A 24,193-nucleotide genomic window follows, 5' to 3' on the forward strand; every position below is an offset into this window, starting at 1 on the left:
TAGTCTTAACGAAATCCAAATTTCAAAAAAGAACGACGTTCTTTTCGTACGTACAATGAATGTAACAAGGGTTCCAATTCTTCACGTAAGTTTCCGTCAAAAGGTGAATCAAGCGGCGGAACCGCATAAACGTTTTTACTTCGTAATGTTCGGCGCATTTCTTTGACCGCTTCTTCGGTAGCAAAGGGAAGTAAATACGTCCATTTCGGACTGGAGCGCAGCGTCTCGCGATGAACGAACGATACCAATTCTTTGCTTCGCCATTCACTCCCCGAACCGACAATAATCGGAAGATCCGCTCGTAAAAATTCTTCGAAATCTCGGGATTCTTTGCATACGCCAAGATCAAGCACGATATACCGATAACCTTTGCCAAACAGATCATGCAATCGCTCTTTTTCGGTCGCACACCAGTAATCCACACCTTGGACCGTAAAACTACGTCGTCCATTAAGCGATTCGCCTTCCCATTCAAGGGCGATCTTTTCAAAAGTATGAGCCCGGCGGCCTAACTCAACGATTGCTGTTTTGCCTCCTTCGCGAGACAATGTATGAGCGACTGCGATCGCAGTATGTGTAGCTCCGCAGCCTGCAAAATTCCCCAGAATCGCAATGGTAGTCGTTCCTACGATAGAGGATGATGTAAATTGTTCATCGTTACGATGATCTGTACGATGTCTAGGTTGGATCTGTTCTTTTGCATCGGTGATGCTGGCATAACGATCTTGACGACGATGACTAAGCATTTTACGCATAACGGGTATACATCCAGCAGGAAGATCACTTCGAAGATGACGTTCCGCTTCGGATGTCCATTCGCTGAATCGTCCGCCAGTAGATAAGTAAAGCAGCAACCCGCCTAACGCGTACTGATCGCTGGAAGGGTCGCTCTGCCCTTCGTATTGTTCGGGTGCCGCAAATCCAATCGTTCCAAGCTTGACCGTGTCTGCATTTTTATCGGGGTTCATATCTCTTGCAATACCAAAATCGATCAACCTAATTTGATTGTCTTTGCCGATCATAATATTGCCGGGCTTCAAATCTCGAAAAACAATCGGCGGCTTCTGGGCATGTAAATACTCAAGGGTTTCGCAGATGGATATGAATAGTTCCAATACGAAAGGAATATCTAAATTCCCTCCACTACGGCGCATCACTTCTCCTAAATTTTCGCCTTCGATATATTCCATGACCAAAAATACGCGGCCTTCAGCATCGGGTGCAAAAAAATCAGCAACTTGCGGTAAGCTGGCATGTCTTAGTTTGATCAGCATCTTGGCTTCGTTTTCGATACGTTCGTAATCCGCAGTATGTGCAATCGTTTCTTTGACCGCCCACCATTTGCCGGGGAGTTTAGCATCGGATGTTAGATACACCCGACCCATTCCGCCGCTCCCGAGTACGCGCTCTACCCGATATCGATCTCCTATTATGGCTCCTCGCTCCAACTTTGGCGGGTACGACATGAATTCCACTCCTTTCCGAACAAAAAAAGAAAGCACCCCTCGAAAAATAGATCGTAAGACCTAGATTAGGAGGGATGCTTTCCCTGTCCGCGCATATGATTTTGAAATCATTATAAGCTTATTGCTTGCTAAGTGTAAAGACCTATTTTCTAATATTTAATCATATAAAGCGTAATTTCTTCTCGATTATGGAATAACTGTTTAGCCCGTTGTACTTGCAAACGCGAATTTTCGAACGAAGAAATTACGTCTTTGATCAACGCCATAGGCTTTTTGTGCATGAGTTTAATGGTAATAATTGCTGTACCGCCCGGGCTTAAAGCATGGAGCAAATCGGTAACCATCTGCACCATAAGTTTAGGGCTCCAACTCATATCGCATACCAGCAAATCGAACTCATTTTCACGGAATTTGACTTCATTTGCATTTTTGCGAACATAGGTCAAATTAGGCATCTTGAGTAAGGAAGGGTGTAATTTTGCAGGGTCTACTGCCGTTACTTTCAGACCACGCTCCAGCAAGAACGATGTCCAGCCTCCTGGCGCAGCTCCAATATCAACGGCGCTCCGGTACGCTGAAAAATCCAGACCGAATTCGCGTTCTGCTTCAAGCAACTTGAATTTGGCACGCGACAATTGGCCTTCTTCTCGGCGGAACCGAATTGCGCCGCCGCTCCAATCCGACAAATTGTCTTCTGGACGCGAAATTCCCGCATAAATATCAGTAGCAGTCACATATACAGAAACAATCCAATCGGAACCTGAGGCTACCCATTCCGCTTCCGAATCACGTAATGATTCTTCTAGCCATTCTTTTAACTGTGCTGCACTTTCACCACCGGCATCAGCACTTTTGCGAACTTGCAAAGCTACTTTAACACCGGCTCCGATCTGATTATTGCTTTGAATAAAAGAAGCTACTTCAGTCAGCGATTCGCCGATATTTTCACCTGAACGTTGAAATTGAACCGGTTGAATATGACGCAAAAAGATCGGACGACTCTCCGTAATCTTTTGTACGACTTGAGCTTGACCTTCATTCAGTGTAACTAACAAGACTTCGCGATCGCTTAATACACTGCTTTTGACCGAACCGAACAATCGACGTAATTCTTCTTGCGCATAAGCGGCAAAATCGTGATTGGCTGTGCAAATAAATAGACTTTCTTGTCCTTCAGGCGTTGATCCTTCTTCCGAATCTTGATGCTGGGTTGTCAATTCTTGCTCATTCAAAATACGTTAACCTCCACAGAACTTACGTTTCAAAAGATACTTGATCTTTACGTCCGTTCTTTTTTGTTCATTATACTTGCAAATCTACTTAATGTTGAGCGATAAAATCAAGCAGATACGGCACAGACTGAATCGCATATACCGTATTCGGATTTCCTTTGGAAGCAGGGTCGAAAATACTGAGCGAAGGCGTACTGCGAATCCGGTAGGTCTGAATAAATTCATGGGCGAAATTCAGATCCAGCGCATAAATTTCGATTTCATGATTCATCTGTTCGACCACATCCAGCATTCTGCGTGCCGCTTTGCAAGTTCCGCAAAAAGGCGTATGCCCAAAAACGATCACGCGTCGCTCTCCCGCTTCAATCCAACCGGCGAGTTCGCGTTGCGTTATTTCTCTCATCGGCTCGATTCATTCGCAACGCGTCTGCGAACCTCTTCCGGCATTGAACCTTGATGCAAAACGACATGATCCGGTTTGGATGCGTACAAAATTCCATACATGCTACGACGTCCATATTCACTGGAAGTATGCAAATAAATTTCGCGCGGGAACGTGCCATTCGCTACAATACGCGCCGCTACTTCACTCCCACTCAGTTCGCCGGGGCCCATCTCATGATCGAGCGACAAAATGCCGACTTCGCAAACTTTAAGCATTTCCAGACATTCTTCGCCTGTACGTGCCAACGCAAAACCTTCCGGGCAAGGACGCCAATCGTCCATATACAAATCGATTTTCGGTTTGCTTTCTATCGAATTCATAGGTTCACTCCTTCCGTATAGATAGATTTGGGTTCAGGAAAACACAGGAGTCTGTTCGTACTGGCACTGCGGGCAATAGTAAGCTTTTTTGCCGGACACATCCATCTTTTCGACTTTTGCTCCCTCTTCTGTACAAGCTTCGCCTTCACGCTCATAGACTTTACATTGCGACAAATATCCGCCTGTCACGGTATCGCCTGCATACAAAGGAGTTTGAAGCGAACCGCCTGCTTCGATCGCCGCGCCCAATACATTTTCGATCGCTTCATATAGACGAGCTGCACTTTCCCCGTTGAGGTCTTGCACTTTAACCGAAGGTAACAATCCTGCTTCAAAAGCAATCTCGTCTGCATAACGTGGACCGATTCCTGCCACTAATTTTTGTCCGGTCAACAAACTACGCAGCGCGCCGCGACGTTTTTTCAATTGCGTCACAAACAATTCTGGAGTGAGTTGACGTGAAAATGGATCAGGCCCAAGCGTTTTCACGACTTCGTCCAGACCGCGTACGGTCATTAGGCGAAGTACACTCGCTTTTCCCGCAATATATAACGTTTTTTCACCAAAACCAATCTCGGCTTGCGCGTTAAAAGGTGGTTGTTCCTCGCCGTCTCCGCAATAGAGCGCTCCGTCTTTCGCTAAAGCGATCAACAAACGATGACCGTTATCCAGATGGAAAATCAAAAAAGTACCTCGACGTTCTAAAAACAATAAGGTTCGTCCTTCTAAAGCTCCGGCAAATTCTTCAGGTGTTACATCGGTACTGCGCTCATTGACAAGAAGTACACGCTCAATCGGACGATCCAAAATCCATTCGCCCAGCTGTCTGCGATAGTGTTCGATTTCAGGTAATTCAGTCATTGGTTATCGTTCCTTTCGTTTTCAATGTAAAGTTAGCACCCATTGCTCGATCTCTTGTAAATTATGCTTGATCAGATCCGGTTTACTCTCTGCAAGTTTCTGGTGAATCTCTATATTTTGCGGCGTTGTGACGCCTTCGTCTGTGAGCAAAAGTAATGAACGACAACCAGATTGAGTACCCGCTTTGATATCGGTCATCATATTGTCGCCAATAATCGTCACTTCAGAAGCTTGAGTATTCAATAATGTAAAAGCGAAATTCATCAAAATCGCGGACGGCTTACCGATTACGATTGGCTCAGTGCCCGTCATCGCTTTTAATGCCGACCCCAATGTTCCGGCTCCGGGCATCAAACCTCCAGCTCCAGGCAATAAAAGATCCGGATTAGTCGAAATAAAAGTCGCACCCGCCAATATCAAACGACCTGCCTCAGCAAGCTTTTGATAAGAGAACTCTCGGTCTATACCTTGCACCACATAATCGGGAATAGCATCTACGCTGTCAACAATAGTAAGACCTGCTTCTGTTATCGCACTGCGTAATCCGTGTTCTCCAAAAACAGCAACAGTCGCGTCCGCCTTATGTTCGGCAATATAAGCGGCTGTAGCCATAGAAGACGTGCAGACTTGCTGAGGGGTAGCCGGTATGCCCATTTTGTTCAATCTTGCTGAGACATCTTGAGGCGTTGCCGATGAATTATTGGTTAAAAATAAAAACGGAATCCCTTGTTCGTTTAACGTTGTAATCAATGTATCGGCACCAGGCACCATACGTTCCCCATGATACAACGTTCCATCCAAATCAATTAGCAGACAGTTTTGCGCCATCTCGTTTTCATCCTTTTTTCAATTCATACTCGAACGGGCACAAATAGGGTACGACTGATGTTCGATCGCAAGCTCAGTATTCGAAAATATAGCTTGAGCTTCGTGCAGTAAAGGCTGCAATTGTTCTACGTCTTTATACCTTGAACTGAAATGCGTCAAAATCAACTGCCCGACTTGAGCTTGCGATGCCGCTTCTGCCGCTTGAACCGCTGTACTGTGATAATATTTATGCGCCAGATCGGCAAATTCTTCGGTGAAGGTTGCTTCATGAACCAATACATCTGCTCCAACCGCTAAAGGATGAATACCCGGGCATGGACGTGTATCGCCGAGAATCGTGACAATTCGCCCTCGCTTGGGTTGACCAAGTACTTCCTCCGGTTGTATGGTGCGTCCATTCACCGAAATACATTCTCCATTCTTAAGCTTACCGTATTCCGGTCCCGGACGCACGCCCCATTCTTGCAGAAGTTCCATATTCAAGCTGCCGGGACGATCTTTTTCCGTAATCCGATAGCCGTAACTTTCAATCCGATGCTCTAACGCTTGAGCTTCGACTTTGATTTGTTCGTCTTCGAAAATCAATCCGCCTGAATGTTCCACAATATCCAGACCAAATTCGATTCGACTTTGCGTCGCACGAAGTGTCGATTCCAGAAAATCTTTAAGCCCATGAGGGCCGTAAATCGTCAGTGCAGGCGCTCCTTCATGTGAAGAACGACTAGATAATAATCCGGGTAAGCCAAAAATATGATCCCCGTGCATATGCGTAATAAAAATCTTTTCCAACTTGCTCAATTTGATCGGCGAACGTAACACTTGATGTTGCGTTGCTTCTCCGCAATCGAACAGCCATGTGCTTCGCCGTTCCTCCAACAATTGGAGCGCGACGGACGTCACATTACGTTGTGTGGTCGGCAAACCTGCATTCGTGCCGAGAAAATAAAGTTCCACAGCCGCACTCCTCCTTTTAGACGTTAAATTATACCTTAAATGCTTATTTAATACCCGAGTGTGTCATTTCATAATCGTAATGAGTGGTTGGATCAAAAGCTTAAAGTGAAAAAAAAGCCCGTCCGCCACAGCGGACGGACGGCATATCGATTATGGAGTGGATCTTAAGAGACCGGCACACCTGCAATTTCAGGCAAAGCACGCAGAGAATCGATTTTGTAGACAGGTACAATACCGGAATGAGGTGGACGCTCCGGGCGATTGATCCACACCGAAGGAATTCCTGTATCCAATGCGCCGCGAATATCGGTACTTTGCTTGTCTCCGACCATTAATGCTTCTTCAGGCGATACATCAAGCAAACTCAACGCATGGTGGAAAATGGAAGTGTCTGGTTTCCCTTTGCCAAAAGCTCCCGAAATGACGATATGATCAAAATAGGAAACAAGCTTTGGAACCCCATCCAACTTTTCTTGTTGCAACGACGGGCAGCCGTTTGTAAGTAGAAGTAGCTTCACTTGTCCTTGCAGTTGATTCAAGACTTCATACGTTTCGTCATAGACATAGGCACGTTTACGACGCTCTACGCCAAACATCGAAGACAACTCCAATGCCAGCTCTTCGTCTTCAACACCCAGTTCGGCAAGTCCGAGTCGCCAAGCTTCTTTTCGATAAGTTGGCGCGATTTCTTGCAGTTTACGGAACTCGGGTTGCTCGCCTTTATCGAAGTTCCCCCATAACGCTTCGAACGGATTGATACCGATCATTTGCGTAAATGGGTACGTCTCATAAGTTGCGTACAATTGCCGAGCTTGATTTTTTACCGCCGTTTGCAATTCGGTAGCATTAACGCCTGTGCGATGTGCTGCTTCTTCCGCAGTGACTTCAAAAGCCTCCGCTACACTACGCTCATCCCATAACAGTGTATCGTCCAGATCGAAAATTACTGCTTTTACCGTTTGCCCTTCAGTCATACGCAGTCCCTCACTCTTCTATAGATAATCGTTGACTATCGAATCTGCTATTTCTTTTCGACTGGAATTTGGTGTTGTTCAGCGAAAAGGATCATACGCTCTGCAATCTCATCAGTTTTGAACATTTTAAGGAAGCGCGAGAAAATCCAGTTCCCGCTTTTGCCTTTGGTTTCGATCGTCACATAACCTTTTTCAACGCGGAATTTAGCGATATCGCCTGCAAGCAACGTCCGTTCGCGGTTAAAACGAATTGTCGATACACGGTCTTTGCCCACTCGCAAATAAGGACGGCGTAAAAACATAATGACTGCCAATACCAGGTACATTACGATAATGAACCAGTACGAACTACCGGAAGCTTCTTTAACTCCAGACATTTGCGCACCGATTGTAATGACAGCAAGGAAAATCGCAATAATGAGCAAGAACGAAGGGAACATATAATTGCGTCCTTTGAACGTCTCGTAATTTTGACTCACAGCTGCTGATGTACCAATTCGTTCTTGACCTGTTTTTTGACGCATGGTGTTGGCTTTTTGCTGATTTTTACGGATCTGTCTTTCCCATGAACGGGACATTTCTTTTCCCCCTTAGTCATCTATCCAAGATCTATCTCTATCAGAAAAGCCCGCCGGCACGCGGCACTCCCTGTCCGCGAACCGGCGAGCCATTTCCGTTTCGATTTCTTTTTTGCTGTAGACATTTGAAGTCAATGGTGATTAATTCAACTTCGTATTGTTTTTCGGATCTTCATCCACCCATTTGATGGAATCCAACTCTTGACGGAAGTTACGTTTGACATTGCCTAGATAGATTTCGCGAAGTTTCGTACGCTCTTGCGTTTCTTCTTCGTTCAGCCCTTCGGCTTTATGTTTACGAGCCAGCTCGTTAATTCGATTTACCAACGCATCAATATCCATATACACCCTCCTCGTACCCATACTTCCTTATACTTTCACATGAAAAAAAGAGCTTGTCAAGGTCATTGCCCTGTAAGCTCTTGATAACTCTCTATTACGCTCGATAACTGTTAGAAATTTGGCAAAATCAACTCTTCGCCTGCATAAATGATACTATCGTCCAAGTTGTTTTTTTGCTTGATTCCCGAAACAAAAATTCGCGTATCCGCATCTTGAGGTTTGTGGTTTTCAGCAATCGACCATAGGGTATCTCCAGGCGATACAACCACTGTTCGTACTTCAACAGGCTCTGCATGATTCTGAAAAGCATGCACGACACCGGTTCCTGCAAACAGTCCAATCACTACGAATACCAACAATCGCATTCTAGCAGCGCCGGCTTTGTTCCACTTATATTTTGGTAAAGAATGACTATGTAAAAAAGAAGAAAGTGAAAACCGAACAGAATTACGCTCTTCTTTGTTCACTGTAGCTGATTCATAAATACTTTTATACGATGTATACTTTGGCATTTTCAACACTCTCCCAAACGTTTGTTCTGCCTTCTGGAAATCATATTATCACGAACATACGTTCATAGCAATAGTTTTTGGAACGTTTGTTCGGGAAAATTTGTTCGTATATTTATCTTTATTTAGATAAGTTCTCAGAACTTACGTTTGTACGAACGGAAGTTCTATGATATAATCGTGCCATATCGCATACTAGAATCAAATTTGATTGTTAGCATGCTTTTATAATGACTTTTCATTACTAAACGATAAATGGATGGGGTTGATAATAATGTCGAAGATTTCTATACGCCAGCAGGCTATTTTGGAATTTATCCGTACCGAGGTCAAATCTAAAGGTTATCCGCCGTCCGTTCGCGAGATCGGTGAAGCAGTAGGTCTAGCTTCTAGCTCTACGGTTCACGGACATTTGGATCGCTTAGAGAAAAAAGGTTTAATCCGTCGTGACCCTACGAAGCCACGCGCAATCGAATTACTCGGCTTGGACGAGACGGAGAGCAGCAATTTGTTCGCATCGACGATCCGCCGCGTACCTGTAGTAGGTAAAGTAACCGCAGGCGTTCCGATTACGGCAACGGAAAATATTGAAGATTACTTCCCTCTTCCTCAGACGATGGTCGGCGAAGATCAAGTCTTTATGCTTTCGGTTATCGGAGATAGCATGATCGAAGCTGGCATTAACAGCGGAGACTACGTGGTCGTTCGTCAACAACAGACTGCTAACAACGGCGATATCGTTGTCGCGATGACAGAAGAAGACGAAGCAACAGTCAAAACGTTCTACAAAGAAAAAGACCATATTCGTCTGCAACCCGAAAATCCGACATACGAGCCGCTACGGTTAACGCATGTGACGATTCTCGGTAAAGTAGTAGGTTTGTTCCGTAACTTCCATTGAGAAGTGAAGATGTAATTAAGCTTCTATTACGCCCGCACTAAAAAACTCCCCCGGAAAACGGAGGAGTTTTTTTCATGTTTTTACTCTGTATTAATCTACTTTTTTGGCTCTAATCGATTGGGAGACTTGACTGGAACGGTTTTTAACGCGAAGATTTCGTTCTTTTTGAACTTGAGTTTCGATAGAAGTCGTGAAATGAAGGTTTGAACGGTTTTTTTGTGGACGACGATAAAAATAAGGAAATAGTAGTTTGATTCCGTAAGCTTTACGAAGTACGGTAATGCGTTTCAATGAAGATTTGTCACGCCAACCGATATACCCGCCTTGCTCTAGATTGATTAAAGCAATCGTTACTTCTCTAAATGCGCTTTTGCTTCCGCGAATCGTGCCTGCCATCGACAACAAACGAAATCCTAACCAGCGATGACGACGCAATATACCGAGAATTTTTCGCTCCAAACGATTCATATGTGCAAACACACCTTTCCGATCTCGAACGTATGTTTGTATTATAAACGAACGCAGGTTCTTTTTCTAGCTTAATTTTTTACTTTTCCATAGACCTTTAATGCATCTTGAATATGGTAAGGCGGCGTCCACGGATTACCTTTGGCATTGGCGGTCACTAGCATATATTCTTTACCATTAATCGACGCGATTGAAGCCAGACACAGACCGGCTGCAGAAGTATATCCCGTTTTACCGCCGAGAATTTTGCCGCCTTTGAACTGCAAAGTCGATGCGCTCTCAGACAATGTGCTTTTTACCGTCATTCCTTTGGGATGCAGATTAGTTGGGGACATCGAATAGGTGTGAGTCGTAATCAACTTACGGAAAGTCGTATTTTTGAGCGCCGCCTTCATTAATATCGACATATCTTTAACCGTCGTATAGTGCTGAGGGTCAGGTAGACCCGTTACGTTCGTAAAATGAGTATGCTTCATTCCGAGTTGTTTGGCTTTTTGATTCATCTTTTTGACAAAGGCGGCTTGTGAACCGGCTGCTGCATACGTTAATCCAACCGAAGCATCCGCTCCTGAAGGCAACATCGAACCATATAGCAAATCGATCGCTTTGACTTTCTCGCCCCGTTTGAATCCTGCCATCGACGCTCCTTGTTTTTCTAAAGGCGCAAACATACTTGCAGGTAAGGTCGTTTTTGCTTGTAGATTCGAGATATTTTCAAGCGCGACTAACGCAGTCATCATTTTCGTCATGGAAGCTGGATAGACTCTTTGATTGATATTTTTGGTCATAAGTATTTGCCCGTCACTCATTCGAATCAAAATCGCATTAGAGCTATACAGTCCAGAAGACAGCGAAGCAGATGTCGATGCCAAAGGTAGCGATTCGTAAGTAGAGATTTGAGCCGCTTGAATAGGTGCAGCGAATAAACTTCCAGATAGGGTCAAAACAGATGCAACTGTAATCGCTACAATTTTCTTGCCGAATTTTTTTACCGGACGATAGATTGCACTCGCTTTAAAAGTTGTCATAAGATCCCCCTTTTGCGTTATTTTCACAGATTAGATCTCCCGCAAATATACTTCATGAATAATATGATCGCGACCTTTTTTCAAAATCAAATCGGCTCGTTGGCGCGTTGGCAAAATATTATCGTTTAAGTTCAACAAATTGATACTTTCCCAAATTTGCGAAGCTCGATCCACAGCCTCCGACCGCGTTAAATCGGCAAAACGATGGAAATAAGATAAAGGCTCGCGGAACGCGGTCTGTTGAAGAAGCAGAAAACGATCGATATACCAGCTTCGAATATCATCGGTGTCCGCATCAATATACAAAGAAAAGTCGAAATAATCGCTCACAAATACAGGCTGACGCTTACTTACCTGCAAGACGTTAATCCCTTCTACAATCAAAATATCCGGCTGATCGATCACTTCATACTCATCCGGCAAAATATCATACGTGATATGCGAGTACAGCGGTGCTTTTACATTCCGCTCTCCGTCTCTTACACTGCTTAAAAAATCGATTAACTGCTTCGTATCGTAACTTTCCGGAAAACCTTTTCGAGCCATCAGCCCTTTTTCCTCAAGAACAGCAGTCGGATACAAAAAACCGTCCGTCGTAACGAGATCAACTTTGGGATGATGTTCCCAACGCGATAACAATGTTTTGAGAAGACGTGCAACCGTGCTTTTACCTACCGCTACACTGCCTGCAATCCCGATAATAAAAGGTTGATTCACCGGCTCGCATCCTAAAAAAGCTCCGGTCACTTCTCGTAAATATTGCGCGGCTCTAACTTTGAGATTAATAAGACGAGTCAGCGGTATATAAATATCTTCCACTTCGCGAAGCGAAATTTTGTCATTCAAACCTTTAATATTTTCTAGCTCTTGTTCGGATAGCAGCAGCGGAGTTCGACTACGAAGTGCCGCCCATCTTGCTCGATCGAATTCTGTAAAATTCCCATACGCATTCATTTTCAGCCGATCCCTCACTCTGACATAGTACCTTTAGTCTAGCAAATTAGTTTCGGTTTGAACACAACGGAATCTTTCCCCTACTTCTATCGTGCACGACTTCCTCAACGATTACCGCGTTTTCACTAGAAATTTTAATCAAAAAAGATATAGACATTTAATAGTTTTCTCCGCGATAATAACGTTCTAACTTCTCATCCAAACGAATCAGCTGCCGCTTCTTTTCCTCAATATCGGCTAAAAGCTTCATGCGCTGCGTCTGCACTAGCTCTGTTCGCTCCGGTATAGTCGTTACTCCTTCTTTGAACAGTTCGTAATACCGCTGAATCTCCTCCACACTCATTCCCGTCTCGCGCAAGCAACGAATAAATAGCAACCAGTTGACGTCGTGGTCGCTGTAGACTCGGTTATTGTTAGCATCTCGCTCTACGGTATCCAAAAGGCCTTTACGTTCGTAAAACCGAATTGCTCCGATATTAATGCCTACTTTTTCAGCCGTTTGTCCGATTGTGAACATTTTCTTCGTCTCCTTCATTTTCCTTATTGCCCTACACTAAGTGTAGCATAGTACCCTAGAAAAGTAGCCACATATTCAACTGACGAAAAGGAGATTGAACATGGAAAAGATCGCATTTGTAACAGGAGCAAACAAAGGAATCGGACTTGAAGTTGCACGTCAGCTTGGAGATCAGGGTTGGAGAGTTGTTGTAGGCGCAAGAGATGCGGAAAAAGGTTTGGCGGCTGTCTCTGAGTTAAACGAACAGAAGATAGATGCTTCATTTGTGCAGATCGATATGACGGATGCTGCCAGTATCGAACAAGCGGCGAACCAGATTCGTAATGAGTATCCGGGACTATCGCTGCTGATTAACAACGCAGGAATGCCGGGTGCTTTCTCTTCTTCATTTAGTGCGACGAAGGAGCAAGATTTGAGAAATGCTTTTGAAGTCAACTTCTTTGGGACGTTTCGACTGAATCAACAACTCCTACCTCTGATCAAAGAGAACAGCGGTACGATTATCAATGTTTCTACCGATATGGCTTCCTTAAACTTTATGCAAAATTCTCCGTTCGTCTTGAACTGCTTCGATTATAATGCTTCCAAAACCGCGAGCAGTGCGATGACCGTAGCGATGAGTATTGAGTTGAGAGATAGCGAAGCGCAAGTGTTTGCAGTCACGCCGGGCTTCACTAAGACTGATCTGAATGGAAATGCAGAAGGCGGACAATCCAAAGAAGACGGCGCGAAAGTAATCGTTCGTTATGCGACAGACGGATTACGCCATAATGGAGAGCTGCTGGATGTGAATGGGATATATGCGTGGTAAAACGATTTTAAAATAAAAGATCAAATAAAAAACAGCTTCCAAGCCCTAGGCTCGGAGGCTGTTGATTTTAATGTGAGACTTTGAACACATGCTTGTGACGTGGGTAACTGACGCCTTTGATCCAAACGGTGAAATCCGTATACTTCTGCACCGTCCCGCCTTCATCCACTTCCGATTCATCAATCGCATCAATGACAAAGATCGGAATCTGCATCAAAGCCGCGGCAAAAAACTCTTCATTACTAATTAGTTCTCGATAAGTTTTCATCAAAAAATTCTCCTTAAGCTAAAAACCAGCTCGCATATCTAAAAGAAAGCCTCATCGCTTCCGCAAGCCGTCCATTGAGTTGTTCTTATTCTAGCAAGAGAGGAAATAAACGTCCACTTGTAAAAAGTTAGGGATGTCGACGTTATTCGTAGATAAGGCGGTGTCTCGGTAATAGAAATTGCGTATACAAAAAGCTAATGAACAGACTTGCGATTAAGCTGATCGTTATAAATCCGCTTAAGAAGCTTAAGTCAGTGATCGCTTTTGCGTATAGATCGTTTAGAAATAATATCGGGGCTATACCGGATGCTTTCCAACTTTGATTAAACACGGCGATGATGATGAACGACAAAGGTAAGGTTAGCATAGCGGCTAGTGCTGCGTATTCCGAATTAAGGCTTGCTTGGTACGGTTTTTTAGGCATGATTTGGCTACCGAAGTATAAGAATATGCCGGGTAGAAAAAGTAGCGTGATAGGTAGAAGTAGGTTCATGGGTTCCTACTGTTTCTATGTTGGATTAATCGTAATTAGTTGCTTTGTTGGTTGAAAAACTTTTGAACGGTTTTGGTAACTGCTGCGTTCTCTTGTACCATCGCTAATTCTTGATTGCTACTCTGCTCCATTTCTGCTCCATAGATCGGCGTAGTCAGAATTTCAATAAATACCCCCGGAGCACTCAACGAATTGATCGCGATATCTATTAATGTAGTTCCTTCTGGTAAATGAGAGTCTTTTGTTTCTGTGCCATAGATTCGATTGGTATTCAAATACGTTTTTTCCGTTAGTTCTGGAGCATAGGTTAATACAATTTGTGTATACAATCCACTTTCTGCATGGATGAGTTCATATTTGTGCTTTAGAGGTCGACTGGTATCTGTGCCTTCCATCAAATCCATATTCCCCTCTGCCCAGTCTCCTCCTTCATTAGCCGAATAACCGGTTGCACTTACATATGTAGGTTGTAGGATGTTGCTGTATTTCTTGCTTAAAAGAGTTTCGAATTCTTCGTTCAACGCGACAAACGACTCGTAACTTGCTGTTGCGGCTTCAGAGGGTGAAGCTTCGACTGTCGAGGAATGTTGTTGTTTATAAAATGAGACGATAAGAATTGTTGCGATTAAAAAGCTAATGAGATAAATACGTTTTTTCATTAGACAGCCTCCGTTTTTGAATTACAAGTTACTAGGGATCATTGAAAGTTGCACACAGATGAGACTTAGAATGAAGAAGAAAATCATAATAAGGATCGATGATAGAAGGCTTACGAGTATTCGGTTTTTCTGAGACATTTTGACTGTGACTGAGCGTAAAAGGATGTGAACCATGAAGAAATTGATGATAGCAGCAAATAGACTTACGATTGCACTTGTTTCCATTGGCATAAAACTCCTTGCTTTAGACTAAATCTATTTATTTACTGTTTTTAGTATACCATTTTAAAAGGAATTTATTAATAATCCCAATCCCATTTTCTATCTTTATATTCCATATAGTTCTTAAGAACCTTTTTCTAGTGTAGTTCTTTAATATTACTTTTTGCTTGCTTGGTTGTTATCTATAACTTATAATTCATTTTATGTTACAAAATTTAGCTTTAGGGGGATTTTTATCATGAAAAAGAGTAATAAGAAAATTGTAATTGCGATGAGCGCGATGCTATTGGTAGGCGCACCCGCTACTTACGCAGCATCGGCACAAGTAGTAAAAGGAACCGTATTAGCATACAACTACATTGTTAATAACGTTACATCAACAGGTAGCGCATCAAATTCCAAGCCGATCGTAGTGAACGGAAAAACTTATTTGCCGGTAGATATGGTCAAAGAAGGAACAAAAGTGAATGTTACTGTGGATTCGAAGAGTAAAACGGTTCGTTTTGGGGAAAAGAATGGGAAGACTCCTTTTAAGTCGCTTATTTCGAGTTATGATGATTACGAGATCACAAAAAAGAAAGCTTATACAAAAATTGGAGAATCGACCTTTGATGAAGTTTTGGTTTCTAATGATAGAATTAGTCGTATGATTTCATTACAACTAAAAAAAGGCTATCAAACTTTGCATCTTGAAATAGCAGCACTTCCATACGATAAATCTCAAGAAAGAAAATCTGTAAGTTTTAAAGTTAAGAACATGGATAACTTTAAAGAAATTTATTCTTTTTCTGTAAATGTAGATGATCGTATACAATCTTTTGATATTGACGTTGCTAATGTAAACGATCTCTATATCACTTCTTCCTCTCAATCCCCAACTAGCGTTATCTTACCTACATCATATTTCAAATAATTCATGATTCTTATACACATAGTAATGAATATTCATCATATTTCATGAGGAGGATCAAAATGAAAAAATGGTTTTTGTTTTTATTAGCTTCGGTAGTTTTATTATGTAATTTCAGCTCAAACGTATTCGCTGCTGAAAAAGAGTGGAAAGAAATGAGTCCATTGCCGGAAGCTAGGTCTGCTGCTGCTGTAGTAACTGTAAATGGAAAAATTTATACGATCGGAGGTTCTGCAGGAGGAAGTGAATCTGCTAAAGGCGTAAAAAAAGATACTACATATGTATACGATCCTATCCAAAATTCGTGGAGTATTAAAGCTCCTATGCCTACTGCACGTGCAGCTGTTACTGCTGCGGTATACAATGATGAAATCTATGTTATCGGCGGCTATTATGGCACTAACAACACTAGAACGAATAAGGTAGAAGTTTACAATACGAAAAATGATACATGGAGAACAATTTCTCCTATGTCCTCTGCTCGCTCTTGGGCTTCTGCAGTGACTGTAGGAAATAAAATTTATGTTATTGGAGGACACGATAGCTCTAAGCTTTTAAATACGGTAGAGAGCTTTGATATTGCGACACAAACATGGAAGCAACAAAACAACTTCCCAACAGCATCTCAAGCGAAGTCGGTTATCTACTATGATGGAAACATCTACGCAATGGGTGGAGCCTATCAGATTGAGCGCGACAACGGAGTATACAAGCTTGACTTGGAAAAAGATACTTGGTCAAAAATATCCGTAATGCCTCAAACTCGAAATGGTAGCGGAGCTTTTTTGTACCAGAACCAAATCTATATTGTGGGCGGGACCACTGGAAGCAAAGATAATGACGTAGATAATGCTTTAGATGACATTTTAGTCTATAACCCTAAAAACAATGAGTTCTCTCTTTTTGAGAAAATCCCTTTCGCAAGAGGGCAAGTTTCTTCGTTAGTGATCGACGAAGAAATTTATTTAGTTGGGGGAGTAACGCAAAGTGGAATAATAAATACGGTTGAGAAACTTGCTCTAAAAGATGAGTCACCCTCTCCCAATCAGCCAGATAACCCATCGGAAAAAAGCAATCGTGCCTTCTTAGTTATTACCATGCTTAACGGATTGGAAAAAGAATATGATCTACCGATGTCCGATATTCAAAATTTCGTTAGCTGGTATGATACTAAGGATGGAGGAGTAGGACCTTCACGTTTCACAATCGATAAATATTCTAATAACAAAGGACCTTTCACAAAACGAACTGATTCTGTGATCTTTAGCAGTATTCTCACATTTGAAGTAAACGAGTATGCTGATAACTAATTTTCAATGGGTATATTTATAAACAAAAAATTAGACAGATGATACAGCTTTCTTTTAAAAATATGAGTCATTTTTAGCTTGAAATTTTTTGATAAAAAACATTGAGGATTGATTAGTAAGGATCAAATAAAAGTCCACTTCAATTATATTGAAGTGGACTTTTATTTATAAACTCTATTCAACTTTCACTTTTATACCGTAAACCGCGGAACCTTCTCTCCAGTCTCCTGACACTCCATATACATACTCACCCGGTTTTTCAGGCACTCTAAAAGTATTTCCATCCTCTTCTAACTCGACAAACTTCGAAGAACTAATATGTTGTCTCACATTTAATTCTTCAGGCTCTTCCTCAAAAATCAGATTGACAATAGCATTTGGTTGAACGGTTATGGAATCTTTATTTTTTGCAATATCCCAAGGACCTCCATAAGTCATTTCACCGTTCCAATTATACGTAACAACTCTTGCTATTTGATTCTGTTCGGTTTGTCCATTGGCTTCAATCTCTAATAAAGGCGGATATTCAAGTTTCTCATATGGCACACAAGCGGTAATGGACACCAGTGCAATCAATATACATAAACAAAATATGGTTTTTTTCATACGAAACCTCCCTCTTTCAACTTATAAGAATTAGTCACATTGCAAAATAAATTTTACAAGTCGTTAAATAAACGATTACAAGATAGAATTAGTTTATATCTTATAATTTTCGGAAAACTTTTTATTTTCAAATTTAGATTAGAACTGAAAATTATAACACTAAAATTTCTATTGCTAATGTGTATAAATAACAAATTCCGTGGTCATAACGTGGTCACGAGCTTAAATGTGATAACAACAAAAAGCCATAGCAGGGCTGTGCAATATGCACAATCCCTTGCTATGGCTGGATTTGTAAGTCCTAGTAAAGCGTCATGTACTGGTCTCTCTCCCATTGATGAACTTGTGTTCTGTACATATCCCACTCAATCTCTTTCAACTCATAGAAGTGAGTAAGCGCGTGCTCGCCCATCGCTTGCACAACAACTTCATCGCGAATCATTTCGCTCAAAGCTTCTTTCAGATCCGCTGGAAGGCTTGGGATGCCTTCTTCGATGCGCTCTTCTTCCGACATCACATAGATGTTACGGTCGATCGGAGCTGGGAGCTTCAGTTGTCTGCGGATGCCGTCCAGACCGGACTTGAGCATCACAGCAAGAGCCAGATATGGGTTCGCAGCCGGGTCTGGGTTACGGACTTCGATACGCGTGCTCATACCGCGCGATGCCGGGATACGGATCATCGGACTGCGGTTACTTGCCGACCAAGCTACGTAGCAAGGAGCTTCATAACCCGGTACCAAACGCTTGTACGAGTTAACCGTCGGGTTCGTGATTGCAGCAAAAGCGCGTGCGTGCTTCAGTACGCCAGCCATATAATAACGAGCGGTATCACTCAGACCGAGTGTGTCGCTTTCGTCATAGAACGCATTTTCGTTACCACGGAACAGCGATTGGTGACAGTGCATACCGGAACCGTTCATGCCGAACAATGGTTTTGGCATAAATGTCGCATGCAGTCCGTGTTGACGAGCGATCGTTTTTACAACCAGTTTGAACGTTTGGATCTGATCGGCAGCTTTCATCGCATTCTCGTATTTGAAGTCGATCTCGTGTTGACCCGGTGCGACTTCGTGGTGAGACGCTTCGATCTCAAAGCCCATTTCTTCGAGTGTGATTACGATTTCGCGGCGGCAGTTTTCACCAAGGTCCATAGGCGCCAGATCGAAATAACCACCTTGGTCATTCAATTCGTCGGTAGGATTGCCTCTTTCGTCTGTACGGAACAAGAAGAATTCAGGTTCAGGGCCTACGTTCATTGCACTGAAGCCCATTTCTTCCGCTTCTTCAAGTGCGCGACGCAATACCGCACGCGGGTCACCTGCGAAAGGACTACCATCCGGCATATAAATATCGCAGATCAGACGAGCGACGCGGTTTTCAGTTACCCAAGGGAAGATAACCCAAGTGTCCAAATCCGGGTACAGGTACATATCGGATTCTTCAATCCGTACATAACCTTCGATCGAAGAACCGTCGAACATCATTTTGTTGTCGAGTGCTTTAACCAACTGACTCACTGGAATTTCAACGTTTTTAATCGATCCAAGCAAATCGGTAAACTGAAGACGAATAAAACGAACGTTTTCTTCTTTCGCAATACGCAAAATATCCTCTTTAGTGTAACTCAAGATACCCTCTCCTCTTCATGTCTGTTCTATATCTTCAAAGCTTATATACTTCGAAGAGTTCACCCTTGTACTCTATTCGCTTGGAGCAAGAAAATCCCTGCCCTTTTTTCGAAAAAGAATCCAAGTGGATTTAAGCAAAATGTAGTGTACATCGTTGTCGTATAAAAGCTGACTTATCGATGCGACTTTTTATAAGTAACGCAATTTCTTTTTTACTTGCGATTGAAGAAACGCGACAATTCGCCTTGAATCAACGATACTTGACCCGGTTTTTTGCCAGATACAAGCTGTTGCTTAAGCATACGGTGAAGCTGCGAATCGGAAAGCTCTTTGCGCTTTTCTTCGGTCGCGGCATTCAGTACGGTCGCTTCTTCGGATTCTTTCGTGACAGGATTCATCACTTGCTTGATCCCTGCAATGTTGACACCTTTTTCGATCAGAGCCTTGATCTCAAGCAAACGCTCTACATCGTTAAACGAAAACAAACGCTGATTCCCCGATGTACGTGCCGGAACGATCAAACTGTGTTGCTCATAATAGCGGATTTGCCGCGCGGATAAATCCGTTAATTTCATTACAATGCCTATCGGGAACAAGGCCATATTTCTGCGAATGTCGTCGCCCATAGATTCATCAACCTTCCAATGTACTATTCTGGGTTTCGTCTTAGACTTTCTCTGATCCCGACTGGCTAGGTCATACAAACCCTGTCATTCGGTGTTGTGGTTTTGGGACGAAACCTTAATCTCTATCTTATTGTACATATGCTGATAGGAAGTGTCAATGACGTGTTAGATTAACTTACAGTAAATTACGATCGAATAAAGTTTGCAACGCATGAAGTACCCCGTATTTCACATGAGAATATGTTAATCCGCCTTGCATATAGCCAATATAGGGTTCACGGATCGGTGCGTCGGCAGATAACTCCAAGCTTCCGCCTTGTATAAAGGTTCCCGCCGCCATGATAACTGGATGTTCGTATCCCGGCATATCCCACGGCTCCGGCACCACATGGCTATCTACTGCCGCTGCAAGCTGAATTCCTTGTACAAAAGCAATAAGCTGCTCCGAACGGTCAAAAGCTATCGCTTGTATAAGGTCGGTTCGTGGTGCATCCCAAGCAGGGCTGCTTTTGAATCCAGCGACTTCAAACATTGCAGCTGCGAAAATACTTCCTTTTACCGCTTGTCCTACAATCGTCGGTGCCATGTACAGACCTTGATAGATTCCGCGCGTCGTTCCTAACATTGCACCTACTTCCGCTCCGATTCCCGGTGCTGTTAAGCGATAAGCGGCAAGTTCCACCAGATCTTGACGTCCGCAGATATAACCTCCTGTTTCCGCAAGCCCTCCACCCGGATTTTTAATCAGCGAACCTGCCATCAAGTCTACACCAACATGTGTGGGTTCGATCTTTTCTGTAAATTCTCCGTAACAGTTATCGACAAATACAATAACATCTGGATTCAGTTGCTTAACACGCTTGGTCATAGCTTCAATCTCTTGCACGGTAAACGACGCACGCCATGAATAACCCCGTGAACGTTGAATTCCGATCATACGCGTATTCGGTTTCAATTGACGTTCTACTTTGTCCCAATCGATGCCTCCGTCTTCTTGCAACGCTACTTCGCTATATCCGATTCCGAAATCAGCGAGCGAACCTGTTCCATCGCCTTTTTTCCCAATGACTTTATGTAACGTATCGTAAGGCGTACCTGTGATATATAGCAGTTCGTCTCCCGGTCGTAACACGCCAAATAGCGCCGTCGCAATCGTATGCGTCCCAGAAGCAAAATGCGGACGTACCAAAGCCGCTTCCGCTCCAAACACTTGAGCGTATAGTTCATCCAAGACTTCGCGTCCCCGGTCGTTATACGCATAGCCTGTAGAGGGGTTAAAATGAAAATCACTCACTTTACACGTTCGAAAAGCTTCAATGACTCTCCATTGGTTATACTCTACGATCTCATCGATCTGTTCAAAACTAGGGCGCACAGTCTGTTCGGCTTGTACTTTCCATTGTTCGATCTGTGTAGCAAATGCTTTCATGTGTTCACGTCCACCTTTATTCAATATTCATTTAATCGCCTGTAAACTTACAGAGGGCGAACCTGCTTCCCCTCTATGATTCACAGGGTTGCAAAGTTCGCCTCATTCATGCAAAAACAATATGATGTTAGACTTTATAATCTTCTAGCAAATACGCGTATTTTTCCGACTCGCCTTTGTGTAAACGAACTTCCGAGACGATATATTCTTCATCGAAATCTTGCGAAATCACTTCGCCCATTTTGTACAATTGAGCCGAAAGATCGCCTCGCGCCGCAGGAATACGGTATTTCACCGTTCCGCCTGTCAGTTCTTCTTGCAATCGATGAAGCAATTTATCCATGTCTTTTTCGTCATACGCACTGACTCGAAGATTCCACTCATTTTCCGGTAATAATTGTAGCTGCTCCGGTGTGCACAAATCTTTTTTATTGTAAATCTGGATTTGCGGCTTATCGACAGCCCCTAATTCTTCCAACAATTGATTAACGACTTTCATCTGATCATTCAACATGGCAGAAGACGCATCCACCACATGCAGTACCAAATTTGCTTGATTCACTTCTTCGAGCGTTGCCCGGAAAGCAGCAATCAAATGGTGAGGCAAGTTTTGAATAAAACCAACCGTGTCTGTCAGGACGATTTCCCGTCCGCCCGGCAGCTCTAAAGTACGGGATGTCGGATCAAGGGTTGCGAAAAGTTGATTTTGCACGTATACATCTGCATCCGTCAATTGACGAAGCAGCGTCGATTTACCTGCATTTGTATACCCGACTAAAGCCACTTGGACAGTTCCGCTTTTTTGACGACGTTGACGTTGCTGGACGCGGTTCTTCTCCACTTCTGCAATCTGGCGTTTCAATTCGTCTATACGTCCGCGAATATGACGTCGATCCGTTTCGAGCTTACTCTCACCCGGTCCGCGCGAACCGATCCCGCCGCCGAGTCTGGATAGATTGCGTCCTTGACCGGCTAGACGCGGCAATAGATAACTAAGCTGCGCTAATTCGACTTGGATAATCCCTTCGCGCGTTTTGGCACGTTGAGCGAAAATATCCAGAATCAATTGCGTCCGGTCGATAATTTTCAGATCTAACTCTTCTTCCAAATTCCGTACTTGCGCACCAGACAATTCTTGGTCGAAGATCGCGGTATTGGCTCCAAGTTCATCGGCAATCAATTTAAGTTCTTGTACTTTACCTTTACCGATAAAAAGTCGCGTGTCTTTTTTCTCCCGATTTTGCGATAAGGTTGTCAGAACTTCGACGCCTGCTGTTTCCGCCAAAGCGACCAATTCCTCAAGTGAGTAGACCGGATCAATACCGGAACGTTTCACTTCATCGGTAACCAGACTGACAAGGACCGCACGCGAACTTTCTTCGGGCGTTGTATCATAAGTTGTCGATTGCATACTTGTGTTCTCCTTTTATGCCTATAAAATCTACTCATAAACCCGGCATTCTATTATCCCTGATTATGAGGGTTCTGGCAATCGCGACTTATCTAGCAGCCACTTCGTATATGCCAAGGTCTCGCGTCCGCGAGTTTGCCAAATATTTTGCGCTTTAACTTCAGCTAATAAAAACTGGGGTTGATCATAATGCAAAAATGCCGCAATATCGCGTGCTCTAGATCCATGGAACTGATGCGTCACGATCGTTGCTGTTTTCCATCCTTTTTGCTTCATAATTTGCTCGCTGAACAACAAATTTTCATACGTGCTTGTTGCTTGGTTTTCAAGAATGATTGCACTTTCGGGTATACCCCGTTGTTCTAGATACGTCGCCATGCCTTCCGCTTCAGTGAAACGCATTTCAGGCGAATCTAGACCTCCGCTGACAATCAGAACGGGGTACTTCCCGCTTTCGTACCCTTCGTATGCCATATCCAAGCGTTCTTTCAAAGCCGGGCTAGGTTCGTCATTCCATAGTCGTGCTCCAAGTACGATACCGACATCCGTTGGTTGCGTAGAAGTCAAATCCATACCCTGCCCGATTTTAATCTGGATAAAAAGAACCCATAGTGCGAATAAAAGAATCCCTGATGCCAAAATGATACTTAATCTTTTGATCCAACGTTTGTTAGACTTACCAAACGTGGATTTCTGTTGTGACATGAGCTAAAAAATTCCCCTTTCGAATCTAAACCCATTGCATTTAACCCTTGATCGTTTACACCTTAAGAGCGGAAGCTGGGAACAATCTTCTGCGATGTTCGATCGAAAGCCGGAAATACGGAAACGCATGAGCATCGATCATTCGCAATAATCCATGCGCCGTTTTCGTAGCTAGCGCATAATCCGCTTCTGAAATGACACCACGCCGAAGCGCATCGTCCAATTCATCTTCATCCAGTAAAAAAACGGTTCCATCTCCCATAACGACAATATCCAGATACAGATCGTCAAACCACGGTACACCTTGATCCGTAACCCCTTGGGTTTTGCAAATATCGATGTACCATTCGACGACTTCTCTTTTCTCGTTAAACATCGTGGTTACAATAAAATGTGCATCTTTCGGAAAGTATTGCAGCCAAGAATAACCTTTGTCGGCAACGCAAAACGTAAGTCCCCCATACGTTTTCATTAGCGGTTCTTTCAGTTTGAGCATGTTGTACAAGGTTACGTAGCCTGTAAAGCGGCGGCTGTCGATATACCGGCACAAGAATCTCCGGTCGGTTACGCGCCGCCAGTTGGCTCTGTCAGCAAATTTACGTTTCATAGGGAACCGACCCTTTCTCTATTCCATTTGAATCAAGCTTATCACATTCTCAGGTCACTTCACAAAAGAAGTGACTTGCTCATGATGCTTTATTACCCGTTTTCAGCAAAAATGTACAAAAAAACTCCG

At 43.3% G+C, this 24,193-nt stretch carries 28 protein-coding genes; 4 read left to right on the top strand and 24 right to left on the bottom strand.

Annotated features, from left to right (window positions below):
* Nucleotides 1–5 precede the first annotated feature (5 nt).
* From NOM90_RS01910 to NOM90_RS01960, 11 genes are all read right to left on the bottom strand, one after another.
* On the bottom strand, nt 6–1,466 hold the full coding sequence (locus NOM90_RS01910) for a serine/threonine protein kinase (protein ID WP_255939573.1): 1,461 nt from the start codon (nt 1,464–1,466) through the stop codon (nt 6–8).
* A gap of 149 nt (nt 1,467–1,615) precedes the next feature.
* Nucleotides 1,616–2,698: an SAM-dependent methyltransferase gene (locus NOM90_RS01915; RefSeq protein WP_370866550.1), complete on the bottom strand. Its 1,083-nt coding sequence runs from the start codon at nt 2,696–2,698 to the stop codon at nt 1,616–1,618.
* A gap of 88 nt (nt 2,699–2,786) precedes the next feature.
* Nucleotides 2,787–3,101, bottom strand: a complete 315-nt coding sequence (locus NOM90_RS01920) for a thioredoxin family protein (protein ID WP_255939575.1) — start codon at nt 3,099–3,101, stop codon at nt 2,787–2,789.
* On the bottom strand, nt 3,098–3,463 hold the full coding sequence (locus NOM90_RS01925; RefSeq protein WP_255939577.1) for a cyclic-phosphate processing receiver domain-containing protein: 366 nt from the start codon (nt 3,461–3,463) through the stop codon (nt 3,098–3,100). The genes NOM90_RS01920 and NOM90_RS01925 overlap by 4 nt, the downstream gene beginning before the upstream one ends.
* 33 nt (nt 3,464–3,496) lie before the next feature.
* Nucleotides 3,497–4,324, bottom strand: coding sequence for an Fpg/Nei family DNA glycosylase (locus tag NOM90_RS01930; RefSeq protein WP_255939578.1), 828 nt, complete (start codon nt 4,322–4,324; stop codon nt 3,497–3,499).
* Between the two features lie 21 nt (nt 4,325–4,345).
* Nucleotides 4,346–5,152 carry an HAD-IIA family hydrolase gene (locus NOM90_RS01935; RefSeq protein ID WP_255939580.1) on the bottom strand — a complete coding sequence of 269 codons (807 nt, stop codon included), beginning with the start codon at nt 5,150–5,152 and terminating at the stop codon, nt 4,346–4,348.
* A gap of 18 nt (nt 5,153–5,170) precedes the next feature.
* A complete protein-coding gene (gene rnz / locus NOM90_RS01940) occupies nt 5,171–6,106 on the bottom strand; it encodes a ribonuclease Z (RefSeq protein WP_255939582.1) in 936 nt (311 codons plus the stop codon).
* Between the two features lie 164 nt (nt 6,107–6,270).
* Nucleotides 6,271–7,080, bottom strand: coding sequence for an HAD family hydrolase (locus tag NOM90_RS01945; protein WP_255939583.1), 810 nt, complete (start codon nt 7,078–7,080; stop codon nt 6,271–6,273).
* A gap of 47 nt (nt 7,081–7,127) precedes the next feature.
* Nucleotides 7,128–7,658 carry a hypothetical protein gene (locus NOM90_RS01950; RefSeq protein ID WP_255939585.1) on the bottom strand — a complete coding sequence of 177 codons (531 nt, stop codon included), beginning with the start codon at nt 7,656–7,658 and terminating at the stop codon, nt 7,128–7,130.
* Between the two features lie 141 nt (nt 7,659–7,799).
* A complete protein-coding gene (locus NOM90_RS01955) occupies nt 7,800–8,000 on the bottom strand; it encodes a DUF896 domain-containing protein (RefSeq protein ID WP_255939586.1) in 201 nt (66 codons plus the stop codon).
* 110 nt (nt 8,001–8,110) lie between these two features.
* A complete protein-coding gene (locus NOM90_RS01960; RefSeq protein WP_255939588.1) occupies nt 8,111–8,512 on the bottom strand; it encodes a LysM peptidoglycan-binding domain-containing protein in 402 nt (133 codons plus the stop codon).
* A 271-nt stretch (nt 8,513–8,783) separates the two neighbouring features.
* Between NOM90_RS01960 and lexA the strand changes: the two genes are divergently transcribed.
* On the top strand, nt 8,784–9,410 hold the full coding sequence (gene lexA, locus NOM90_RS01965; RefSeq protein WP_255939589.1) for a transcriptional repressor LexA: 627 nt from the start codon (nt 8,784–8,786) through the stop codon (nt 9,408–9,410).
* Between the two features lie 90 nt (nt 9,411–9,500).
* Here the strand turns inward: lexA and NOM90_RS01970 are convergent, their stop codons facing one another.
* The 4 genes from NOM90_RS01970 to NOM90_RS01985 all read right to left on the bottom strand — a co-directional run bounded on the left by NOM90_RS01970 (nt 9,501) and on the right by NOM90_RS01985 (nt 12,377).
* A complete protein-coding gene (locus NOM90_RS01970; RefSeq protein ID WP_255939590.1) occupies nt 9,501–9,878 on the bottom strand; it encodes a hypothetical protein in 378 nt (125 codons plus the stop codon).
* Between the two features lie 71 nt (nt 9,879–9,949).
* Nucleotides 9,950–10,906, bottom strand: a complete 957-nt coding sequence (locus tag NOM90_RS01975; protein ID WP_255939591.1) for a D-alanyl-D-alanine carboxypeptidase family protein — start codon at nt 10,904–10,906, stop codon at nt 9,950–9,952.
* A 30-nt stretch (nt 10,907–10,936) separates the two neighbouring features.
* A complete protein-coding gene (gene coaA / locus NOM90_RS01980) occupies nt 10,937–11,860 on the bottom strand; it encodes a type I pantothenate kinase (RefSeq protein ID WP_255939593.1) in 924 nt (307 codons plus the stop codon).
* Between the two features lie 157 nt (nt 11,861–12,017).
* Nucleotides 12,018–12,377, bottom strand: a complete 360-nt coding sequence (locus NOM90_RS01985) for a MerR family transcriptional regulator (RefSeq protein WP_255939595.1) — start codon at nt 12,375–12,377, stop codon at nt 12,018–12,020.
* 100 nt (nt 12,378–12,477) lie between these two features.
* On the opposite strand from NOM90_RS01985, the gene NOM90_RS01990 reads away from it, so the two are divergent.
* Nucleotides 12,478–13,188, top strand: coding sequence for an SDR family NAD(P)-dependent oxidoreductase (locus NOM90_RS01990; protein WP_255939597.1), 711 nt, complete (start codon nt 12,478–12,480; stop codon nt 13,186–13,188).
* Between the two features lie 67 nt (nt 13,189–13,255).
* Here the strand turns inward: NOM90_RS01990 and NOM90_RS01995 are convergent, their stop codons facing one another.
* Nucleotides 13,256–13,456, bottom strand: a complete 201-nt coding sequence (locus tag NOM90_RS01995; protein ID WP_255939598.1) for a hypothetical protein — start codon at nt 13,454–13,456, stop codon at nt 13,256–13,258.
* A gap of 528 nt (nt 13,457–13,984) precedes the next feature.
* On the bottom strand, nt 13,985–14,608 hold the full coding sequence (locus tag NOM90_RS02000; RefSeq protein ID WP_255939600.1) for a hypothetical protein: 624 nt from the start codon (nt 14,606–14,608) through the stop codon (nt 13,985–13,987).
* A gap of 460 nt (nt 14,609–15,068) precedes the next feature.
* On the opposite strand from NOM90_RS02000, the gene NOM90_RS02005 reads away from it, so the two are divergent.
* Nucleotides 15,069–15,743: a stalk domain-containing protein gene (locus tag NOM90_RS02005; protein ID WP_255939601.1), complete on the top strand. Its 675-nt coding sequence runs from the start codon at nt 15,069–15,071 to the stop codon at nt 15,741–15,743.
* A gap of 59 nt (nt 15,744–15,802) precedes the next feature.
* Nucleotides 15,803–17,050 carry a Kelch repeat-containing protein gene (locus NOM90_RS02010; RefSeq protein ID WP_255939603.1) on the top strand — a complete coding sequence of 416 codons (1,248 nt, stop codon included), beginning with the start codon at nt 15,803–15,805 and terminating at the stop codon, nt 17,048–17,050.
* A 174-nt stretch (nt 17,051–17,224) separates the two neighbouring features.
* Here the strand turns inward: NOM90_RS02010 and NOM90_RS02015 are convergent, their stop codons facing one another.
* The 7 genes from NOM90_RS02015 to NOM90_RS02045 form a co-directional block, all read right to left on the bottom strand.
* On the bottom strand, nt 17,225–17,656 hold the full coding sequence (locus tag NOM90_RS02015) for a hypothetical protein (RefSeq protein ID WP_255939604.1): 432 nt from the start codon (nt 17,654–17,656) through the stop codon (nt 17,225–17,227).
* Between the two features lie 301 nt (nt 17,657–17,957).
* Complete coding sequence (gene glnA, locus NOM90_RS02020; protein WP_255939606.1) at nt 17,958–19,286, bottom strand: type I glutamate--ammonia ligase; 1,329 nt, start codon at nt 19,284–19,286, stop codon at nt 17,958–17,960.
* Between the two features lie 212 nt (nt 19,287–19,498).
* Complete coding sequence (locus tag NOM90_RS02025) at nt 19,499–19,912, bottom strand: MerR family transcriptional regulator (protein WP_018977629.1); 414 nt, start codon at nt 19,910–19,912, stop codon at nt 19,499–19,501.
* Between the two features lie 175 nt (nt 19,913–20,087).
* Entirely contained in the window at nt 20,088–21,341 is a 1,254-nt protein-coding gene (locus tag NOM90_RS02030) for a methionine gamma-lyase family protein (protein WP_255939611.1), read from the bottom strand.
* Between the two features lie 127 nt (nt 21,342–21,468).
* Nucleotides 21,469–22,752 (bottom strand): GTPase HflX, encoded by a 1,284-nt coding sequence (gene hflX / locus NOM90_RS02035; RefSeq protein WP_255939613.1) that lies wholly within the window; start codon nt 22,750–22,752, stop codon nt 21,469–21,471.
* A gap of 63 nt (nt 22,753–22,815) precedes the next feature.
* Nucleotides 22,816–23,457 carry a YdcF family protein gene (locus NOM90_RS02040; protein ID WP_255939614.1) on the bottom strand — a complete coding sequence of 214 codons (642 nt, stop codon included), beginning with the start codon at nt 23,455–23,457 and terminating at the stop codon, nt 22,816–22,818.
* A gap of 55 nt (nt 23,458–23,512) precedes the next feature.
* Complete coding sequence (locus tag NOM90_RS02045) at nt 23,513–24,064, bottom strand: ribonuclease FAU-1 family protein (protein WP_255939615.1); 552 nt, start codon at nt 24,062–24,064, stop codon at nt 23,513–23,515.
* Nucleotides 24,065–24,193 lie beyond the last annotated feature (129 nt).

Source organism: Saccharibacillus sp. JS10, from assembly GCF_024436065.1.
Lineage (GTDB): Bacteria > Bacillota > Bacilli > Paenibacillales > Paenibacillaceae > Saccharibacillus.

Coding starts and splice junctions, on each gene's coding strand:
- NOM90_RS01910 (WP_255939573.1), bottom strand. CDS start 1,466: ATGTCGTACCCGCCAAAGTTGGAGCGAGGAGCCATAATAGGAGATCGA.
- NOM90_RS01920 (WP_255939575.1), bottom strand. CDS start 3,101: ATGAGAGAAATAACGCAACGCGAACTCGCCGGTTGGATTGAAGCGGGA.
- NOM90_RS01925 (WP_255939577.1), bottom strand. CDS start 3,463: ATGAATTCGATAGAAAGCAAACCGAAAATCGATTTGTATATGGACGAT.
- NOM90_RS01930 (WP_255939578.1), bottom strand. CDS start 4,324: ATGACTGAATTACCTGAAATCGAACACTATCGCAGACAGCTGGGCGAA.
- NOM90_RS01935 (WP_255939580.1), bottom strand. CDS start 5,152: ATGGCGCAAAACTGTCTGCTAATTGATTTGGATGGAACGTTGTATCAT.
- NOM90_RS01945 (WP_255939583.1), bottom strand. CDS start 7,080: ATGACTGAAGGGCAAACGGTAAAAGCAGTAATTTTCGATCTGGACGAT.
- NOM90_RS01950 (WP_255939585.1), bottom strand. CDS start 7,658: ATGTCCCGTTCATGGGAAAGACAGATCCGTAAAAATCAGCAAAAAGCC.
- NOM90_RS01955 (WP_255939586.1), bottom strand. CDS start 8,000: ATGGATATTGATGCGTTGGTAAATCGAATTAACGAGCTGGCTCGTAAA.
- NOM90_RS01960 (WP_255939588.1), bottom strand. CDS start 8,512: ATGCCAAAGTATACATCGTATAAAAGTATTTATGAATCAGCTACAGTG.
- lexA (WP_255939589.1), top strand. CDS start 8,784: ATGTCGAAGATTTCTATACGCCAGCAGGCTATTTTGGAATTTATCCGT.
- NOM90_RS01970 (WP_255939590.1), bottom strand. CDS start 9,878: ATGAATCGTTTGGAGCGAAAAATTCTCGGTATATTGCGTCGTCATCGC.
- NOM90_RS01975 (WP_255939591.1), bottom strand. CDS start 10,906: ATGACAACTTTTAAAGCGAGTGCAATCTATCGTCCGGTAAAAAAATTC.
- coaA (WP_255939593.1), bottom strand. CDS start 11,860: ATGAATGCGTATGGGAATTTTACAGAATTCGATCGAGCAAGATGGGCG.
- NOM90_RS01985 (WP_255939595.1), bottom strand. CDS start 12,377: ATGTTCACAATCGGACAAACGGCTGAAAAAGTAGGCATTAATATCGGA.
- NOM90_RS01990 (WP_255939597.1), top strand. CDS start 12,478: ATGGAAAAGATCGCATTTGTAACAGGAGCAAACAAAGGAATCGGACTT.
- NOM90_RS01995 (WP_255939598.1), bottom strand. CDS start 13,456: ATGAAAACTTATCGAGAACTAATTAGTAATGAAGAGTTTTTTGCCGCG.
- NOM90_RS02000 (WP_255939600.1), bottom strand. CDS start 14,608: ATGAAAAAACGTATTTATCTCATTAGCTTTTTAATCGCAACAATTCTT.
- NOM90_RS02005 (WP_255939601.1), top strand. CDS start 15,069: ATGAAAAAGAGTAATAAGAAAATTGTAATTGCGATGAGCGCGATGCTA.
- NOM90_RS02010 (WP_255939603.1), top strand. CDS start 15,803: ATGAAAAAATGGTTTTTGTTTTTATTAGCTTCGGTAGTTTTATTATGT.
- NOM90_RS02015 (WP_255939604.1), bottom strand. CDS start 17,656: ATGAAAAAAACCATATTTTGTTTATGTATATTGATTGCACTGGTGTCC.
- NOM90_RS02025 (WP_018977629.1), bottom strand. CDS start 19,912: ATGGGCGACGACATTCGCAGAAATATGGCCTTGTTCCCGATAGGCATT.
- NOM90_RS02030 (WP_255939611.1), bottom strand. CDS start 21,341: ATGAAAGCATTTGCTACACAGATCGAACAATGGAAAGTACAAGCCGAA.
- hflX (WP_255939613.1), bottom strand. CDS start 22,752: ATGCAATCGACAACTTATGATACAACGCCCGAAGAAAGTTCGCGTGCG.
- NOM90_RS02040 (WP_255939614.1), bottom strand. CDS start 23,457: ATGTCACAACAGAAATCCACGTTTGGTAAGTCTAACAAACGTTGGATC.
- NOM90_RS02045 (WP_255939615.1), bottom strand. CDS start 24,064: ATGAAACGTAAATTTGCTGACAGAGCCAACTGGCGGCGCGTAACCGAC.